This window comes from Duganella flavida (genome assembly GCF_009857445.1).
Classification (GTDB): Bacteria; Pseudomonadota; Gammaproteobacteria; order Burkholderiales; family Burkholderiaceae_D; genus Rugamonas; species Rugamonas flavida.
Genome location: NZ_WWCN01000005.1, coordinates 153751 through 171741, shown reverse-complemented (window position 1 = coordinate 171741; position 17991 = coordinate 153751). Strand labels below are relative to the sequence as shown.

General features: G+C 58.6%; 18 protein-coding genes. 8 read left to right on the top strand and 10 right to left on the bottom strand.

Annotated elements, in window-relative coordinates:
* Positions 1–34 precede the first annotated feature (34 nt).
* Entirely contained in the window at positions 35–3688 is a 3654-nt protein-coding gene (gene putA / locus GTP46_RS09595; RefSeq protein WP_161006407.1) for a trifunctional transcriptional regulator/proline dehydrogenase/L-glutamate gamma-semialdehyde dehydrogenase, read from the bottom strand.
* A 213-nt stretch (positions 3689–3901) separates the two neighbouring features.
* Between putA and GTP46_RS09590 the strand changes: the two genes are divergently transcribed.
* Complete coding sequence (locus GTP46_RS09590; protein ID WP_008443393.1) at positions 3902–4357, top strand: Lrp/AsnC ligand binding domain-containing protein; 456 nt, start codon at positions 3902–3904, stop codon at positions 4355–4357.
* A gap of 58 nt (positions 4358–4415) precedes the next feature.
* The gene (locus GTP46_RS09585; RefSeq protein ID WP_161006406.1) at positions 4416–5972 is read left to right on the top strand and encodes a methyl-accepting chemotaxis protein; all 1557 of its coding nucleotides are present in this window, start codon (positions 4416–4418) and stop codon (positions 5970–5972) included.
* A 9-nt stretch (positions 5973–5981) separates the two neighbouring features.
* Here GTP46_RS09585 and GTP46_RS09580 read toward each other — a convergent pair whose 3' ends face one another.
* Positions 5982–6953, bottom strand: coding sequence for a LysR family transcriptional regulator (locus GTP46_RS09580; RefSeq protein WP_161006405.1), 972 nt, complete (start codon positions 6951–6953; stop codon positions 5982–5984).
* Positions 6954–7117: 164 nt separating this feature from the next.
* Between GTP46_RS09580 and GTP46_RS09575 the strand changes: the two genes are divergently transcribed.
* On the top strand, positions 7118–7378 hold the full coding sequence (locus GTP46_RS09575) for a hypothetical protein (RefSeq protein ID WP_229258873.1): 261 nt from the start codon (positions 7118–7120) through the stop codon (positions 7376–7378).
* Positions 7379–7424: 46 nt separating this feature from the next.
* Here GTP46_RS09575 and GTP46_RS09570 read toward each other — a convergent pair whose 3' ends face one another.
* The 5 genes from GTP46_RS09570 to GTP46_RS09550 all read right to left on the bottom strand — a co-directional run bounded on the left by GTP46_RS09570 (position 7425) and on the right by GTP46_RS09550 (position 10557).
* Positions 7425–8009 (bottom strand): chalcone isomerase family protein, encoded by a 585-nt coding sequence (locus GTP46_RS09570; RefSeq protein WP_161006403.1) that lies wholly within the window; start codon positions 8007–8009, stop codon positions 7425–7427.
* Positions 8010–8107: 98 nt separating this feature from the next.
* Positions 8108–8362, bottom strand: a complete 255-nt coding sequence (locus GTP46_RS09565; protein WP_161006402.1) for a YfhL family 4Fe-4S dicluster ferredoxin — start codon at positions 8360–8362, stop codon at positions 8108–8110.
* Between the two features lie 16 nt (positions 8363–8378).
* Complete coding sequence (gene coaD / locus GTP46_RS09560; protein ID WP_161006401.1) at positions 8379–8870, bottom strand: pantetheine-phosphate adenylyltransferase; 492 nt, start codon at positions 8868–8870, stop codon at positions 8379–8381.
* A gap of 87 nt (positions 8871–8957) precedes the next feature.
* Positions 8958–9605: a 16S rRNA (guanine(966)-N(2))-methyltransferase RsmD gene (gene rsmD / locus GTP46_RS09555; RefSeq protein WP_161006400.1), complete on the bottom strand. Its 648-nt coding sequence runs from the start codon at positions 9603–9605 to the stop codon at positions 8958–8960.
* A 52-nt stretch (positions 9606–9657) separates the two neighbouring features.
* A complete protein-coding gene (locus tag GTP46_RS09550) occupies positions 9658–10557 on the bottom strand; it encodes a DUF6279 family lipoprotein (protein WP_229258872.1) in 900 nt (299 codons plus the stop codon).
* A 27-nt stretch (positions 10558–10584) separates the two neighbouring features.
* Between GTP46_RS09550 and glmU the strand changes: the two genes are divergently transcribed.
* The gene (gene glmU / locus GTP46_RS09545; RefSeq protein WP_161006399.1) at positions 10585–11949 is read left to right on the top strand and encodes a bifunctional UDP-N-acetylglucosamine diphosphorylase/glucosamine-1-phosphate N-acetyltransferase GlmU; all 1365 of its coding nucleotides are present in this window, start codon (positions 10585–10587) and stop codon (positions 11947–11949) included.
* Positions 11950–12371: 422 nt separating this feature from the next.
* Here the strand turns inward: glmU and GTP46_RS09540 are convergent, their stop codons facing one another.
* A complete protein-coding gene (locus GTP46_RS09540) occupies positions 12372–12824 on the bottom strand; it encodes an Lrp/AsnC family transcriptional regulator (RefSeq protein ID WP_161006398.1) in 453 nt (150 codons plus the stop codon).
* A 132-nt stretch (positions 12825–12956) separates the two neighbouring features.
* Here GTP46_RS09540 and glmS point away from each other — a divergent pair, with 132 nt between their 5' ends.
* From glmS to GTP46_RS09520, 4 genes are all read left to right on the top strand, one after another.
* A complete protein-coding gene (gene glmS / locus GTP46_RS09535) occupies positions 12957–14786 on the top strand; it encodes a glutamine--fructose-6-phosphate transaminase (isomerizing) (protein WP_161006397.1) in 1830 nt (609 codons plus the stop codon).
* Between the two features lie 344 nt (positions 14787–15130).
* Positions 15131–15706, top strand: coding sequence for a RipA family octameric membrane protein (locus tag GTP46_RS09530; RefSeq protein WP_161006396.1), 576 nt, complete (start codon positions 15131–15133; stop codon positions 15704–15706).
* Between the two features lie 15 nt (positions 15707–15721).
* Positions 15722–16006, top strand: a complete 285-nt coding sequence (locus GTP46_RS09525) for a 5'-nucleotidase (RefSeq protein WP_161006395.1) — start codon at positions 15722–15724, stop codon at positions 16004–16006.
* A gap of 99 nt (positions 16007–16105) precedes the next feature.
* Positions 16106–16357, top strand: coding sequence for a hypothetical protein (locus GTP46_RS09520; protein ID WP_161006394.1), 252 nt, complete (start codon positions 16106–16108; stop codon positions 16355–16357).
* Between the two features lie 142 nt (positions 16358–16499).
* On the opposite strand, the gene GTP46_RS29720 is transcribed toward GTP46_RS09520, so the two are convergent.
* Together GTP46_RS29720 and GTP46_RS09515 are read right to left on the bottom strand one after the other, a co-directional pair.
* Positions 16500–16604 carry an integrase core domain-containing protein gene (locus tag GTP46_RS29720; protein ID WP_229258871.1) on the bottom strand — a complete coding sequence of 35 codons (105 nt, stop codon included), beginning with the start codon at positions 16602–16604 and terminating at the stop codon, positions 16500–16502.
* Entirely contained in the window at positions 16555–17187 is a 633-nt protein-coding gene (locus GTP46_RS09515; protein WP_371869607.1) for a DDE-type integrase/transposase/recombinase, read from the bottom strand. Before GTP46_RS09515 ends, GTP46_RS29720 begins: the two co-directional genes overlap by 50 nt.
* Between the last annotated feature and the right edge of the window lie 804 nt (positions 17188–17991).

Here is a 17991-nt window from a genome sequence, read left to right as displayed (position 1 = left end):
CAGAACTGACCCCGGATTGCGGGTTTAATACGTTTTACGACGCTTGCAGCGTCATCAGGCTGGCGTTACCGCCTGCCGCCGTCGTATTCACGCACAGAGCGCGCTCAGCGAGCAAACGCCACAGCGGGATGGCTCCGTCCTCATCTGTGCCAATCAGGCCCACCAGGGCACCTTTACGGGCCGCCAGGGGGGCGTGCAGGCCGGCTGCCAGCATCGATTCCACCAAAGCAATCTGGAATTCGCTGGTTTCCAGGCTGGAAACGGTCTGGATGCGCTCTTTCACGGCCGCCGGCAGGTCCGCCGGCAGAAGCTTGGCCACGTCACCCGGCACCAGCGCGGTATTGCCAGTCGCCAACGTTGCTGCCAGCTGGTTCAGCAAACCACCCAGCGTACCCGCTGCGCAGGCGATAGTGCCACGGGACACCAGCGCCAGCGTGTTGCGCTCGCCCGTTGGGCCTGGCAGCGTAGTCAGGCTACCCAGTAGGCTGACGCGGCTGTATTGCTCGCCCAGGCTGACGATTTGCTGGTGGCCGTGGGTTTTGGCCCAGCCGATCAGCGCATCCAGAGCAGGCGTGCTCACGCGTTCGTGTTTAGGCACCGTCACAGCGCCGCGTTGCAGGCGTTTCAGATACAGCGGACCGCCGGCTTTCGGGCCGGTCCCCGATTTGCCTTCGCCGCCGAACGGCTGCACGCCCACTACCGCGCCGACGATATTGCGATTGATGTAGATGTTGCCCACGTGTGCGCTGTTGGCGATGTAGTCGATGGTTTCATCGATGCGCGAGTGCACGCCCAAGGTCAGGCCGAAGCCGCTGGCGTTGATTTGCTCCACCACTTTCGGCAGGTCGGCGCGCTTGTAGCGGATCACGTGCATGACCGGGCCGAACACTTCTTGCGTCAACTCGGCCAGCGAGCGGATTTCCAGCACGGTTGGCGGCACGAAGGTGCCGGCACTAGTCACACTGGAAGGCAGGTCCAGCGAGAAGTAATCCACCGCCGTTGCTTTCAGCTTGTTGATGTGGGCCAGCAGGTTTTGCTGCGCTTCGGCGTCGATCACCGGGCCGATATCGGTCACCAGGCGGTCTGGCGTGCCAACGTTCAGTTCCAGCATCGCGCCTTTCAGCATTTTGATGGTCTTGTCGGCGATATCTTCCTGCAGGAACAGCACGCGCAGCGCCGAGCAGCGCTGGCCGGCGCTGTCGAAGGCCGACGAAATCGCATCCTGCACCACTTGCTCCGGCAGCGCCGACGAGTCGACGATCATGGCATTCTGGCCACCAGTCTCTGCGATCAGCGGAATGTCGGCGTTTTCCGCCACGGCGCGCTTGGCCAGCGTGCGGTTGATCAGTTGCGCTACTTCGGTCGAGCCGGTGAAGATCACGCCTTTGACGCGGCTGTCGGCAGTCAGCGCAGCGCCGACCACTTCGCCGCGACCCGGCAGGAATTGCAGCGCGGCGCGCGGAACGCCCGCTTCGTGCAGCAGTTGTACCGCGCGGTGGGCGATCAGCGGAGTTTGCTCGGCTGGTTTGGCCAGCACCACGTTACCAGCGGCCAGCGAAGCGGCCACCTGGCCGGTGAAGATCGCCAGCGGGAAGTTCCACGGGCTGATGCAAGTTACCGGACCCAGCGCCAGGGTGTTGGTCGAGCCGCTGACTTCAGCCGCGTAGTAGCGCAGGAAGTCGACCGCTTCGCGCAGCTCGGCAATGGCGTTTGGCAGCGATTTACCGGCTTCGCGGATGGCCAGAGTCATGAGTTCCATCGCGTTGGACTCGAACAGGTCGGCAGCTTTGCTCAGGGCGGCGGCGCGGATCGATGGCTCGGTGGTTTGCCAGTCCATGGCGAAGTTGCTGGCGCTGGTCAGCGCGGTTTCAACGTCGGCGGCGTTGGCTTCCACCAGTTGGCCGACGATATCGCTGCGTTGCGCTGGATTGGTGACATTTTGCACCGGCTGGCCAACGCTGATTTCACCAGCCAGCAGCGGCGCAGCGTGCCAGCTGCGCGGCGTGGCCAGTGCGGCGGAGATATCGCGCAGGGTGTTTTCGTTGGCCAGGTCGAAACCGGCCGAGTTTTTGCGTTCCGCGCCGAACATGTCCAGCGGCAGGACGATGCCGGCGTGCGGCTGGCCGCCCTGTTCGCGTGCGCTCTCAACCGGATCCTTCAGCAGCGATTCGATAGGGATGGCTTCGTCAACGATCTGGTTCACGAACGACGAGTTGGCGCCGTTTTCCAGCAGGCGACGCACCAAATAGGCCAGCAGCGTTTCGTGGGTACCAACCGGCGCGTAAATGCGGCAAGGCTTGTCGAGGTTGTCCTTGCCGACGACCTGGTCGTAGAGCGATTCGCCCATGCCGTGCAGGCACTGGAATTCGTAATCGGTCACGCCGTCGCGCTTGGCCCAGGTGTAGATAGTCGACAGGGTTTGCGCGTTGTGGGTGGCAAATTGTGGATAGATCAGGCCTTGTGCAGCGAGCAGTTTCTGCGCGCACACCAGGTAGGACACGTCGGTGTAGACCTTGCGTGTGTAGACCGGGTAGCCGCTCATGCCGTCCACTTGGGCACGCTTGATTTCCGCATCCCAGTAAGCGCCTTTGACCAGGCGCACCATGAATTTGCGGCCGCTGCGCTTGGCCAGGTCGATCAGGTAATCGATCACGAACGGGCAGCGCTTCTGGTACGCCTGCACCACGAAGCCGATGCCTTCGAAACCTTCCAGCGCCGGATCGGCGGCCAGCGCTTCCATCAGGTCCAGCGACAGTTCCAGGCGGTCGGCCTCTTCCGCATCGATGTTCAGGCCGATGTTGTAATGCTTGGCCAGCAGCACCAGTTCGCGCACGCGCGGCAGCAGTTCTTCCAGCACACGGGCGCGCTGGGCACGGCTGTAGCGTGGGTGCAGCGCCGACAGTTTCACCGAAATGCCAGGACCGTTGCGAATGCCGCGGCCGTTCGACGCCTTGCCGATCGCGTGGATCGCGGTTTCGTAGGAGGCGTAGTAGTTCTTGGCGTCGGCCTCGGTCAGCGCGGCTTCGCCCAGCATGTCGTAGGAGTAGCGGTAGCCGCGTGCTTCGTTGGCTTGGCCATTCTTGATTGCTTCATCGATGGTCTGGCCGGTGACGAACTGGTTGCCCAGCATGCGCATCGCCAGGTCCACGCCTTTGCGGATCAGCGGCTCGCCGCCCTTGGAAATCAGTTTGGTTAGCGCCGAGCCGAGGCCGTTTTCGCTGTTGGTCGAGACCAGTTTGCCGGTAATCAGCAGGCCCCAGGTGGCTGCGTTGACGAACAGCGACGGCGATTCGCCGAGGTGCTTGCGCCAGTCGCCTTTGCTGATTTTGTCGGCAATCAGGCGGTCGGCGGTGGCGTTGTCGGGAATACGCAACAGTGCTTCAGCCAGACACATCAGTGCCACACCCTCGTCCGAGGACAGGGAAAACTCGTGCATCAGCGCGTCGACACCCGAGGCGCGGGTACGTTCCATACGCACCGAGCTGACCAGTTTATGGGCCAGTTGCTGGGCCTGCTGGATGCTGCCGGTGTCGTGGTTTTTCAGCTGGTCGAGCAGCCATGCCACGGCGCTGACTTCGTCTTTGCGATAGGCCGCCGTGACTGCTGCGCGCAGGGGAATCGGGTCGCGCAGGACTTCAGCCTGCAGGGCGGCGAACGGGGTGAAACCGGAGGTGGTTGCTGCTTGCATTTGGAACTCTCAGAAAGAAAATTTGGAAGCCGGTCCACCTACAAAAACACGCCCGGTCAGCAAGGCTGGCGAGCGTGAAATGAGCTGAACTGCTAATGATTCGATTGTAGAGGGAATTCTTCTGGATTAATTCTGGTAATGCAGGGGGCTAGCAATAGATAGTTTTTAGTGAGACAATTTAACCAAATAATATTTATTTGGGAGTTCCCGGAAATGTTAGACAAGATCAGCAAAAAAATCTTGATGGAATTGCAGAGCGACGGCCGCATCTCCAATGTGGAGCTGGCCGCGCGGGTGAATCTGTCGCCCGCCGCTTGCCTGGAACGCGTGCGCAAGCTGCACGAATCCGGGTATATCATGGGTTACACGGCGCAACTGAATCCGCAGCTGCTGGACGTGTCCCTGCTCGTCTTTATCGAGGTAGTGCTGGATCGCACCACTCCCGAAGTGTTCGACGCCTTCAAACATAGCGTGCAAGTGATTCCAGAAGTGCTGGAGTGCCACATGGTTGCTGGCGGCTTTGACTATCTGGTCAAAGCACGCGTCAAGGACATGGCTGCCTACCGCGAATTCCTGGGTAAAACCCTGCTGCAAAAAGGCGTGCGCGAAACGCACACCTACGCCGTCATGGAAGAAGTGAAGAATACCACCAAGTTGCCTATAAAATAGCGTCAAAGAAATAAATTAGTGGAGCCGCCCAAGGCACCTGTTGTTAGACGGGGGACAGATGAAGCTTTTGCAGCATAAGTTGGTGCAACGTGGATTGTGGATTTTGGGAGCAACGGCAGGCGGTACTTGCATCGCTTACTTGTTTAACCTGATGGGAGCCGGCCCGGTCACGGCGGCGATTCCGGCCGCACTGGGCGGGGCGGCCGTGGCGTGGTGGGCCGCGCGCCAAGGTGGCGACGATGGCGGCGTGCGCCACTTTGCTCACACCGTGGGCGAGGAAATCGACGCCATCATGATCGGCGCGGCGGAAACCTCGTATTTCGTCGACTCGGTCAAAAAGAAAATCGAACTGGACGTCGGTACCGCTGGCAATATTGTCCACAGCTCCAGCCAGAACGCCGACGCCACCGAGCGCATCGCTGCCAATGCCGAGCGTGCCGCTAAAATCGCCGCCCAGGTGCGCGGCGAAACGGTGGCCGGACGCACCGAGGCCGACAGCGGCCTGCAGCGCATCCGCACCGCGCGTGAAGACGCGCAAACTGCCGCCGCCGTGATGACGGCACTGCAAACCAACTCCCGCAAAATCTACGGCTTCACTGAAGCCATCAGTGAAATCTCGGCCCGCACCAACCTGCTGGCGCTGAATGCCGCCATCGAGGCTGCACGGGCCGGTGAACAAGGCCGCGGCTTTGCTGTGGTCGCCAGCGAGGTGCGCCAGCTGGCGCTGCGCACCAAGGAAGCCACCGACGAAATCAGCACCATGGTGCGCGAGATTAACCAGCAGGCGGAAAAAGCCGCCAACGGCATGACTTCGCTGGCGGTCAAGGTTAGCGAGGCGGCCGGCAATGTGGAAACCGTGCATGGGCTGCTGGGCAATATCGAGCGTTCGTCGGGCGAGTCGGAAGACCAGATCGGCGAAATCGCCCGGGCTTCGCGTGAGCACGTCGCCACTACCGAAGAAATCGCCCACGCCATCGCCAGCATCCGCGACAGTCTGTTATCCACCGAGAAGGAGTTGCCGCGTGCGGCCAGCTCGGCGATGGCGCTGGCGGAACGGGCAGAAGTGATCACCGGCGCGCTGGGCGAGTCGGATATCGAGAGTTCGCACGATGAAATCCGCATGGCGGCGCAGCGCGCGGCGGCGGAAGTGGGCAAGATCTTTGAACAAGCCATCGCCAGCGGAAAAATCACGCGTGATGCGCTGTGGGACCGCCACTACACGCCGATCCCGAATACTGATCCGCCCAAGCACAAGACGCGCTTCGACGATTTTACCGACCGCGTGCTGCCGGCGCTGCAGGAAGGCCTGCTACAAGCCATGCCGCAGTTGGCCTACGCCGGTGCTGTGGATAACAACGGCTATTTCCCCACCCATAACAAGAAATTTTCCCAGCCGCTGACCGGGAACTATGACGTCGACATCGTCAACAATCGCACCAAGCGGATTTTCAGCGATCGCACGGGCAAGCGCTGCGGCTCGAATACCAAGCCCTTCCTGTTACAGACCTACAAGCGCGATACCGGCGAGGTCATGCACGACCTGTCGGCGCCGATTTATGTGGATGGCAAGCACTGGGGCGGTTTCCGTATCGGCTATCGCTCCAGTAGCAAATAGCGTGACGAGTTAGCGGGACGAGGCCGGCGGCGTCGGCGGATTGTTGACCCGGCTCTGGGTGACGCTGTTCATTTTTTCGAGATGCATGCGCAGCCACTTGTGAGCCGGGCTGCGCGCATCGCGTTCGTGCCACAGCATGTCCAGGTGGACCGCCGGCAGCTGGAACGGCAATTCTTTGTGCAGCAGCGCGTCATTCATGCCGGTCGCAGCGATCAAGTGGCGCGGCAGCACGGTAATCAAATCCGAGTTGGCCACCACGCGGCCGGCCGTAAAGAACTGGTTCACTGTCAGCAAAATGCGTCGTTCGCGCTGTAACTGGGCCAGCGCTTCGTCGACCAAGCCGTGGGCGCGGCCGGAGAAGCTCACCAGTAAATGGTTGGCTTCGCAGTAGTTGTCCAACGTCAGCTCGACCTTGGACAGCGGATGATCGCGCCGCATCACGCACACATATTTACCTGAGTACAAGCGCTCGTGACGGATCGGCGAACCGGTCTCGTAGGACAGCTGCGCCGCCACGCCGGGAAAGAAACCCACCGCCAGATCGATATCGCCGCGCAGCAGCATCGGACGCGGTTCGCGCGTGGTCAGCGGCACCATGCGCACGTTGACGCCCGGCGCTTCGCTCTCGATCGAGCGCATCAGTGACGGCAGCCACATGGCGGCGGTCGCATCGGCCATTGCCATCCGGAAGGTGGCGTGGGCGGCCGAGACGTCGAAAGTTTCCGGCGCCACTGCCGCTTCCAGGCTGGCCAGCGCGCTGCGTACGGACGGCCACAGCGATTCGGCGCGCGGGGTCGGCTTGACGCCGTAAGCGGTGCGGATCAGCAGTTCATCCCCGAGACTTTCGCGCAAGCGCTTGATGGCGTTGGAAACAGCAGGCTGGGTCATGGCCAGGTGGCCGGCGGCGCGTGTCAGATTTTGCTCTGTCATCACGGCGTCGAAAACGCGCAGCAAGTTCAGGTCCAGCGTCAGGAAGCTCATAGCGGCTCAGAGGTGAGGATGTTGGAGAAATAACGATAGCACAGTCCATTCACCAAACGCATAATTGTTATGGAGAAAGAAAATTGGATACTTATGTTGCGCCGCACTATAGTTACGTCAGATTCTAAAGCTCCGCTTAAACTATGTCCACCGCAATTTCTTTAATGCAAGATTTTTCATTGTTCGCCGCGATCAAGCTGGCGCTGGTTATCGCTGTGAGCGGCGGTTTGCTGGTGCTGTTTCAGCCGCTGTTGCGCGGTTGCGCACGCGCTGCGGTGCTGGTGGTTAAGCCAAAGTTGAGCAAAGAGGAACGCCTGCAGCGCCGCCAGATGCGCGACAGCATGCTGCTCAAGCGTATGTTGAACCGCAGCGAGTGCGACCCTAGCCACGCCGCCGAACTGCGCGCCATGGCCTCGCGTGCCTAAAATTTAAGCGCGGCAGTCACTGCCGCGCTGCACCATCAACCTCGCATCATTTCTCGCCAAGCAGGGCCGGCTTCAAGGAACTGTCGACCGGCTTATCACCCAGCCAAATACGCAGCACGGCGTTGTAGAACGCCTGGTCCGGCATCAACTCCCCCAGTTTTTTCCCATTCAGATAGCACTGCGTGCCCTCGCCCGGAGTCCAGTCCAACGACAGCTGGTCGCCTTTTTTCAGAGCCGGCGTCTGCGCGAACACTTCACCGAACTTCATGATTTGCGGCAGGATCTTGCTGCGCTCGTTCTTGTCGGTATTGGCGTTCAGGCCGTCCATGAAGGCCTTGCCGAAATCGTCCGAACTGACTTCGCGCAGCATGGTGATGGCCACGCGGCGCGGGCCAGCGACGGCCAGCACATCTGGCACAGTGGTTTTCTTTTCGCTCAGGTAGAGACCGGCTGCGTAGACTTTGAAGATGACTTTGGTGCGCACACCGGCGCCGTTCAGCTTGAGCGGCTGGCCGGCCAGGGTGATGCTGTCGTCGAATTTGACGCCTGCCACTTCGGTGTTGGCAAAGGCCGGCAGGGCAGCCAGCAGGGCGGCGGCCACTAGGGTACGCAGGGTAGTTCTACGGTTCATGAATGTCTCCGGAGTGGTATGTGATCGGACTATACCACCGTGGAGGCACAACGGCGCATTTGGCCGCACGGTCATGCTTTTTCGCGTGTTTTGGCTTCTCAGGCCTTGGTGGCCTGCAGCAGTTCGAACTTGGCGAACAGCTGGTCCTTGGTTTCGCGGTGCTCGGGATGGAACGGAATGCAGCTGACCGGGCACACTTGCTGGCACTGCGGCTCGTCGAAGTGGCCGACGCACTCGGTGCATTTGTCCGGATTGATTTCGTAAATTTCCGCGCCCATGTAGATCGCGTCGTTCGGGCACTCGGGCTCGCACACGTCGCAATTGATGCAGTCGTCGGTAATCATTAAGGCCATGACAGAACTCGCTTACTTATTCGGTCTTGGTGGAAGCAATCTTCTTTTGCAGCCAGCGGTCGACCGATGGGAATACAAACTTGGACACATCCCCGCCCAGCATGGCGATTTCGCGCACGATGGTGCCGGAGATGAATTGATACTGGTCGGACGGCGTCAGGAACATGGTTTCGACGTCCGGCAACAGGTAGCGGTTCATACCCGCCATCTGGAACTCGTACTCAAAGTCAGACACGGCGCGCAGGCCGCGTACGATCACGCGCGCATCATGTTCGCGCACAAAGTCTTTCAACAGGCCGGAGAAGCTTTCGACCCGCACATTCGGGTAGTGGCCCAGCACTTCATTGGCAATTTCCAGCCGTTCATCCAGCGAGAAGAACGGTTTCTTGTTCTTGCTATCGGCGACGCCAACCACCAGCGTGTCAAACAGGCCCGAGGCGCGACGCACCAAGTCCTCGTGACCACGGGTCAGCGGATCGAAAGTTCCCGGATAAACAGCTACTACCATTGCGGCTCCCTGCAGTGCACCAATATAGAACGCGCATTATGCCTCAAAAAAGCCATTTGCCCGCAATTGGTGCTGTTTTAACTGCAATTAGGCTTTATATTTTAATAAATGATAGAACACCATTCCGGCTTTGTCAGCCCGGATAATTTCCCAGTTTGCCATCCATTCCGGCGCTTCGCCTTCGGCAAACTCCAGCGACAATCCTGATTCAGCATACACCAGACCGCCCTCTTTCAGCAGTTTGCTGCACAGCGGCAGCGCGCGCTCCAAAAAGGTTTGCTGGTACGGCGGATCGAGGAAAACCAGGTCGAATTTCTGGCCGCGCAAGGCCGCCGATTGCGCCGCCGCCAGCGCGTCGGCGCGCGTGATGGTGACGTTGTCGGCTTTCAGTTTAGTCTTGATCTCATCCAGCTGGCGCGTGACCTGAGTATTGCTGTCGATCATGATGACGGATTGTGCGCCACGGCTGGCGGCTTCGAAACCGAGTGCGCCGCTGCCGGCAAACAAGTCCAGCACTTGCGCGTTGGCCCAGTAGCCGTCGCGCTGGTGATTAATCCAGTTGAACGCCGTCTCGCGCACGCGGTCCGGGGTCGGGCGCAAGCCCAGCGCGCTCAGCACCGGCAGCGGCGTACGCTTCCACTGGCCGCCAATAATGCGCACCTGATTGGCGTGCTGGGGACCGTGGACCGGGACTTTGGCAGGTTTTGCGGGCTTGCTGGCGGGCTTCTTCGGCATGTGACGATGTTCTAAGTCATTGATTCAAAGGAGAATCATATCACAGCGGTGATTAGCGCTGCTCGGCGGTCAATGCGTTGAAGTCGTCGATCCAGCCTTGCATGCGTTTGTGGGCGTGGGCTTTCTGCGCCGGCGTAGCGAGCTGGATCACGGTCAGGATCAGCTGCATATTCGCCGCCTCGGCCGCATCGAAAAAGGCTTTGCGCTCAGATTGTTGCTCCATGCGATCGAAGCTGTCCTTGATCAAGGTGTGCAGCAGCGCCATGGTGGCATCCTTGTTTAGCTTGTCGTGCTGCACCTTGCGCGCTGCCGCCAGGATCATTTTCTGGCGCCGCTGGCGTTCGTCCAGCCACAGCTCGTTGTCCAGCGGCCGCGCGTCGGAGGCCTTGCGGATCAGCGCTTCCTGTTCGCTCGTGAAATTGCCGAACCACAGCTCGAACTGCTCCATCGACTTTTGATAGCGGAACTTTTGCTGCGCTTCCTTGTCGCCCTTCATATTCTTTTTGCGGAACTCGGCATTGTTGGCGGCGAACTTGCGCTCCAGCGCAGCGAGCTGGTCCGGCTGCAGCGAGCGCGCCAGGTCGGCCAGCTCCGGCAAGGCCTTGAATAGCAGCAGCTGGGTGCGGTTCTTGATGTCGTCGTAATCGTTTTGCAGGTCGGCGGCGGAAGGGCCCGCAGCCAGCTGGCGTTGCGCGGTTTGCAGGATTTGCACGTAATCATGCAGCTGGGTCTTGCGGTGCCAGCGGAACAGCTCGTCGATATCTTTCTTGACCCAGACTTTTTGCTCGCTGTTCAAATCGACGTAGCCGTCGATCCACCAATACAACACCGTGTCGCCATGGTTGTAGGCCAGCCGCAGGGAACTGCAGGCGGCCAGCAGCGCCAGCAACGTGATTAAAAGCAGGCCGTGCAGCGTGCGGCGGCCGGTCAGGGGCATGTTAGACTTTGACATTTATACACTCTTTTATCTGGCACCTTTATGAACGTCGTGATCCTCGCCGCCGGCATGGGCAAACGCATGCAATCCGCACTGCCGAAAGTTCTACATCCACTGGCGGGCAAGCCGCTGTTGCAGCACGTGCTTGATACTGCCCGCAGCCTGTCCGCCAGCCGATTATGCGTGATTTACGGCCACGGCGGGGCGGCAGTCCAGGCCTTGCTGGCCAAGCAGCCGACGCCGGTTGCCACCGCGCTGCAAGAACAGCAGCTGGGCACCGGCCACGCCGTCATGCAGGGCTTGCCAGAACTGGACGACAACGTCCCTACCCTGATCCTGTACGGCGACGTGCCGCTCACCACCACCGCCTCGCTGAAGGCGCTGGTTGATGCCGCCGGCAACGACAAACTGGGCATTTTGACTGTCGAACAAGACGATCCTACCGGTTTGGGACGAATCATCCGTGAGAATGGCAACATAGTGCGCATTGTCGAGCAAAAAGATGCCAGCGAAGCCGAACGTGCCATCAAGGAAATCAACAGCGGCATCATGGTCGCGCCGACCCAGCGCCTGAAACAATGGCTGGCCGCCATCAAGAATGAAAACGCGCAGGGCGAGTACTACCTGACCGACATCGTCGCGCTGGCCGTGGCGGATGGCGTGCCGGTGGTGTCGGCCCAGCCGTCGGCGGTGTGGGAAGTTGCCGGCGTCAACAGCAAAGTGCAGCTGGCCGAGCTGGAACGCATCCACCAGCGCAACATTGCTAATCGCTTGCTGGAACAAGGCGTGACCTTGCTGGACCCGGCGCGCATCGACGTGCGTGGCGAGCTGGTCTGCGGTCGCGACGTCACCATCGACGTCGGCTGCGTGTTTGAAGGCAAGGTTGAGCTGGGCGAAGGCGTACACATCGGCGCGCACAGCGTCATCGTCAACGCCCGCATCCTGGCCGGTGCGCAGATCAAGCCGTTCTGCCATATCGAAGAAGCCGTAGTGGGCGACGCTTCCATCATCGGTCCTTACGCGCGCCTGCGCCCGGGCACCGTGCTGGCGGAAGACGTGCATGTGGGTAACTTCGTCGAAATCAAAAACGGCCAGATCGCCGCGCATAGCAAGGCCAACCACCTTGCTTACATCGGCGACGCCACCGTCGGCTCGCGCGTGAACATCGGCGCCGGCACCATCACCTGCAACTACGATGGCGCCAACAAATTCCGCACCGTCATCGAAGACGACGCCTTCATCGGCAGCGACAGCCAGCTGGTGGCCCCGGTCACCGTCGGCAAGGGCGCGACCCTGGGCGCCGGCACCACGCTGACCAAGGATGCGCCGGCCGGCAAGCTGACCGTATCGCGTCCGCGCCAGGTCACCATCGAAAACTGGACTCGTCCAGTCAAAGTCAAAAAGTAAGCGAATAGTTTTCCACTGAAATGGCGCCTGCGGGCGCCATTTTTTTGTGGATAAATATGTGTGTAAGCTCTGGGTAAGCACGGGATAAGAGGTGGGCAAATAAAACATACAACTATGAAGTATCTGCATCGCTGCCAATATGCCATCCAGCGCCCGCAACTTCATCAAATGTGTATAACTTTGTGAGTAAGTGGCTGGGTAAGTGCTGGATAAAGTTGAATAATTGGCGGATAACTATTTCTTTGCCGAGGTGCTTGTGCATAAAGCTGTGGGGAAGCACTGGGATAGGCACCGGATAACTGGGGGATAAGTTATCCGGCAGAAGTTTTCTCCACCATGCGAAAACCGCTTGTGGAAAAGCCTGTGGCTAACTCTGTGCAAAGTGGCGGGATAAGCCTGGTACAGCTTTGTATAACTTTGCTTCAGATAGCGATCCGTGTCTCGAACTTGCTGCGGAAAGTCGAAAAATACGCCTTCACATTGCGCACATTGGCGTGGCTGGTGAATACCCGGTGCGCCAATGCGTGATAGGCCGGCATGTCGGCCACCTGCACTACCAGCACAAAGTCCGGCCCCGGCGCCACGCGATAGCATTGCAGCACTGCTGCCTCGGCAGCCACCAGCGCTTCAAACTCCGTCATGCGCTCAGCGGCCTGGATATCTAGCGAGATTTCCACAAGCGCCGTCAAACTCGGCCCGACTTTTTCCGGCGCCACGATGGCCACTTGCCGCTGAATCACCCCGCTGTCGCGCAAATGCTTGACGCGGCGCAAGCAAGTTGGTGGCGAAACGTGCACAGCGGCGGCCAATTCAGCATTGGTTTGCGATGCATCAACTTGCAGCGCATTTAGAATGCGACGATCTATTTCATCCATAGGGCTTTTTAGAAATAATATTTCATAAGGTGCGTAAGGTGAAATTTTATGCCAAATTTGACTAAATTAAGAAAGCATATTTCAATGGTGCTGCTCTACGATGGCTTCCTAACTTAATTAAAGAGGTTCCCTATGTGCGGCATCGTCGGCGCAGTAGCACAACGCAATATCACTCCTATCCTGCTGGAAGGCCTGAAACGGCTGGAATATCGCGGCTACGACTCCTGCGGCGTTGCCCTGCACGTGGATGGCCAGCTGCAGCGCTCGCGCAGTACCTCGCGTGTCGCTGATCTGGAAAAGCAGATCAACGAAGCCCATCTGCAAGGCTTCACCGGCATCGCCCATACCCGCTGGGCCACGCACGGCGCGCCGGCCTCGCACAACGCCCACCCGCACTTCTCGCCATCGACCGAGCAGGCGCGTATCGCGCTGGTGCACAACGGCATCATTGAAAACCACGACGAATTGCGTGCCGAATTGACCGCGCTCGGCTACGTGTTCCAGAGTCAGACCGACACCGAAGTGATCGCCCACCTGGTCGACCACATGTACAACGGCGACCTGTTCGACACCGTGCAGCACGCCGTCAAACGCCTGGCTGGCGCCTACGCCATTGCTGTGTTCAGCCGCGAAGAGCCGCACCGCGTGGTGGCCGCACGCCAAGGCTCACCGCTGATCGTCGGCCTGGGCCAGGGCGAAAACTTCGTCGCTTCCGACGCCATGGCGCTGGCCGGCACCACCGACCAGATCATCTATCTGGAAGAAGGCGACGTGGTCGACCTGCAACTGGGCCGCGTGTGGGTGGTCGACAGCAACGGCAAGCCAGTCCAGCGCGAAGTGAAAACCGTGCAGGCGCACACCGGTGCCGCCGAGCTGGGCCCATATCGCCACTACATGCAGAAAGAAATCTTCGAGCAGCCGCGCGTGATCGGCGATACGCTGGAAGGCGTCACCGGCGTCATGCCGGAGCTGTTTGGCGACGGCGCTTACAACGTCTTCAAGCAAATCGACCGTGTGCTGATCCTGGCCTGCGGCACCAGCTACTACTCGGGCCTGACCGCCAAGTACTGGATCGAATCGGTGGCCAAGATTCCGGTCAACGTCGAAATTGCTTCCGAATACCGCTACCGCGACAGCGTGCCGAACCCGAACACGCTGGTAGTGACCATTTCGCAAAGCGGCGAAACCGCTGACACGCTGGCCGCGCTCAAACATGCGCGCAGCCTCGGCATGGAACACACCCTGACCATCTGCAACGTCGCCACCAGCGCCATGGTGCGCGAATGCAAACTGGCCTACATCACCCGCGCCGGCGTGGAAGTAGGCGTGGCCTCGACCAAGGCCTTCACCACCCAGCTGGCCGCGCTGTTCCTGCTGACCCTGTCGCTGGCGCAAGTCAACGGCCGCCTGAGTGACGCGGAAGAAGCCGAGCACCTGAAAGCCATGCGCCACCTGCCGGTGGCGATTTCGGCGGTGCTGGCGCTGGAACCGCAGATCATCGCCTGGGCCGAAGATTTCGCGCGCAAAGAAAACGCCCTGTTCCTCGGCCGCGGCATGCACTACCCGATCGCACTGGAAGGCGCGCTCAAGCTGAAAGAGATTTCCTACATCCACGCCGAAGCCTATCCTGCGGGCGAACTGAAGCACGGCCCGCTGGCGCTGGTGACGGAAGAAATGCCGGTAGTCACGGTGGCGCCGAACGACACCTTGATCGAAAAGCTGAAATCGAATATGCAGGAAGTGCGCGCGCGCGGCGGCCAGCTGTACGTGTTTGCCGACGTCGACTCGCGCATCACCTCGGGCGAAGGCGTGCACGTGATCCGCCTGCCGGAGCACTACGGCCTGCTGTCGCCGATTCTGCACGTGGTCTCGCTGCAGCTGCTGGCCTACCATTCGGCCCTGGCCCGCGGCACCGACGTCGACAAGCCGCGCAACCTGGCCAAGTCGGTGACGGTGGAGTAAGTCGTTTAGCCACCCCGGTAATGCTGTGTACGCGGAATAAAGTCGGACACCAAGGAATAAAGTGTGACACCAAGGAATAAAGTTTGACACCGTACGCTAGGCGATAAGTCACTAAAAGGGCCGGTTTTTGAACCGGCCCTTTTTCATCAGGTCAAAAGTCGCGGTAACCATTACTGATTAAGTACTCTATGTGAACGTTCTATATCGCTTGTGGTGACATCCTGAAAACCCGATTTTTAGTTCCAGTGACATTCAGATAGACATTGAAACTATCAATCAGTCAACACTTGTTGCTGACCTTGTAACGATGTAGCATTGTGATTTTGATCAAAAGTCACTTCGACATGACTACACCGGACCAAAATTACGAATCTTTGAAGGCTGTCTATAAGGTCTGCATCGAAACGCGCAACTTCGAGATTAACCAGCTCATCCAGCGAAACAACTTCTTTATGCTCTTTCAAGGCGTGTTGTTAGCGGCCGCATTGCAGAATCAAGGAAGTAAGCCAGTTGTTGAGCTGATAATTTGCCTTACCGGGATCTTTGTTTCCATTTATCAGTTACAGATGGCGAGCGGCGCCAAGTACTGGCAGGAATGGTGGGAAAGTCGGCTGGAGGAATATGAGCAAAAGCTCGGTGAACATCAAGATGCAAACGATGCGAGTTTCCATGACCTCTTCACGGCGTCCTCAGATAAAGTCCACTCAGTCATATCCGAGCGCCTGCGGCGCAAGTCAAAAGGGAAGCTCAGCAATCTATTAATTTTGCAAGCCTATCAGGTTGGCCGAGCTCCTATCAAAGTCAGTTTGGTGTTGACTTTGGCCTGGCTAATGCTGACCCTTCATTGTATCGACTTCAGCTCCATCCCCCTTCCACCCGGCCTCGTAAAAGGTTTTACGTTTGCCGCCCAGCCGAAATGAAAAAGAAAGAGACCAATGCCCTATTCTTTGCAGGACAAACTGGTTGTCGGCGTCGCCTCCAGCGCGTTGTTCGATTTAAGTGAATCAGATAAAGTTTTCCGAAGCCATGGTGAGGCGGCTTACCGGAAGTACCAAGAAGACAAGCTCAACGAACCGCTTCCCGTCGGCATCTCCTACTCTTTTATCAAACGGTTGTTGACTATCCATCCTGAGGGGAAGGACAGCGCTGACGCGGTTACTGATTTACCCTCCAAGTATCGGCGTCGCATCTCGCATGACTCGGCCGGCAGTAAATTGTAGTAAAACAAATAAAGGCTGAGCTAATATCGCAGGGAGAATGTTTGTTGATCCTCTCCGAGGTTCGGACGTAACCGTATAAACGGTTTATAAGGAAAAATAATGTCAGGAAAAAAGAGAACACCGTCTGAACGAGCGATCATCTACGCAGGGGTGCTCGGCGGGCTCAGCATCCAGCAAATCGATGAGCTTTTGCAACCTCTTGGCGCTGGACGATTGAATCCCAATAGCTATGAAATGCTGAAGGGTACTTACTTCAGCAGCATGGTGAATGGGATTGGAGGGATCAGCACCGACGTGCTTAATCCGTTCGGCGAATCGATCTACCACCCCAAGCAAATGGGCGACCTCTGACCAAGGAAAATTCCAGCACCCTGATGGCGCCCGTAGACCTTCCAAAGCCGCGCCAGAGCTGACTTTGGCGTTGAAAGGTCACCCGTTTGCACGGCAGTATCCCGATGTAATGACTCAGCGTTTCCTGCTCAACTTAAGCCGCTTATGCAAATGCCTCAGCGGGCGTTTTCATCCGCAACGCTTGATGCGGGCGCTGGTTATCGTAGAACCCAATCCAGCCGGCTATGACCCGACTGGCGTGCTGCAAACTCTCGAGGCGATGACGGTGCACGCATTGCTCCTTCAACGCCCCTGATGACGCGTTCGACCATGCCGTTTTGCTCCGGGCAATGTGGCGTGATGAACTCCTGCTTTAGTCCATAGATGCGAACTAACCTAGTGTAGCTGCGGCTAGTGAAAACCAGACCATTGTCGGATCGTAGCAAGAACGACGCCTCGACCCAACCCAAAGTGCCATAGCGGGCAATGAGTGCCTGCTTCAGGGCCGCTTCCGTCGTCTTGGCTTTGCCTAGGCGGGATAGATGCCAGCTTAGAAGTTCGCGGGTGTGGCAATCAATCACCAACGCCAGCATAGACCAGCCATCGCGGCCGGCCCAAACCCGGCACTTATCGGTCGCCCAGCGCTCGTTCGGTGCTTTTGCTACTGAAGGCAAGGCTTGCACGCGTGGACGGAAACCGACTGGCCGTTTCTTCACCTGCCAGCCACGCAGCTGGAAGATGCACTGGACAGTGTTCTTGTTGAAGCCCAGCAGGCCTGCCACCGTGCGATAACCGAAGGACGGTTCCTCATTGATCATTGCCTTGATCGGATCGGCAAAGCTTGGCTTCACTTTAGCTCCACCTCGACCGATTTATAGTATACCGCCGACGCGGCAGATCGAACCACTGGCACAGCTTACTGATCGAAACCTTGAATGCGTCTTCTGGGCACTACCTGAGTGCAGCTGTCCCTGGCATCCAGTAACCATTTGGCATTACCCATGCCGAGAGTGGCAGCCGGAGGTTCACCGCCGTCGAGTGCCATTGCCATAAATGCCTCAGCTACACCTGAAAGCCGGTACGTTAAGTAAGGTGCGGCATTATTCAGGAGCTCTTAAATTTCTTCAGCTGGGACTCGGAGATGAACGTCAGATTCCCTCTTGCGCGGGAACAGGCGACATATAGTTTGTTGCGCGTCTCTGAGTTGATGTCCCGGAAGCTACCAGCAGCATTCCAAGCCTTCACATTGCCAGGATTCAGCACTACGCAAACATTCTTATAGTTGTCCATGCCCTTAGACGCCCCCCAGTTCTGAGAGAAACAATCGTACTTATGGTGTTCCTTGTAGAATAACTTTACCGTCTTCGGGTCCCGGTAGAGCATCGCTACTGCTGCCGGATCGTCCTCGAAACGCACGACACTGGTTCGCTCGTCATGCGCTTGAATGTCGATCCCGATTTTTTCCGTAATGAAGTCGCAGACGCTCTTGCTGCAGCGCCGGCTGCGTTTGAGGCTGGCACGACTTAATGAACTGTTTTTGAATGGAGTGCGTGTGAGTCTCCCCGCTCTATAAATTCAGATGAGACCCGCGTATGCACCGGCCGCGGTCAGCTCGTAAAGGGCAAGTAGTGTTAGATTAGGTAGCGGCTAATCCG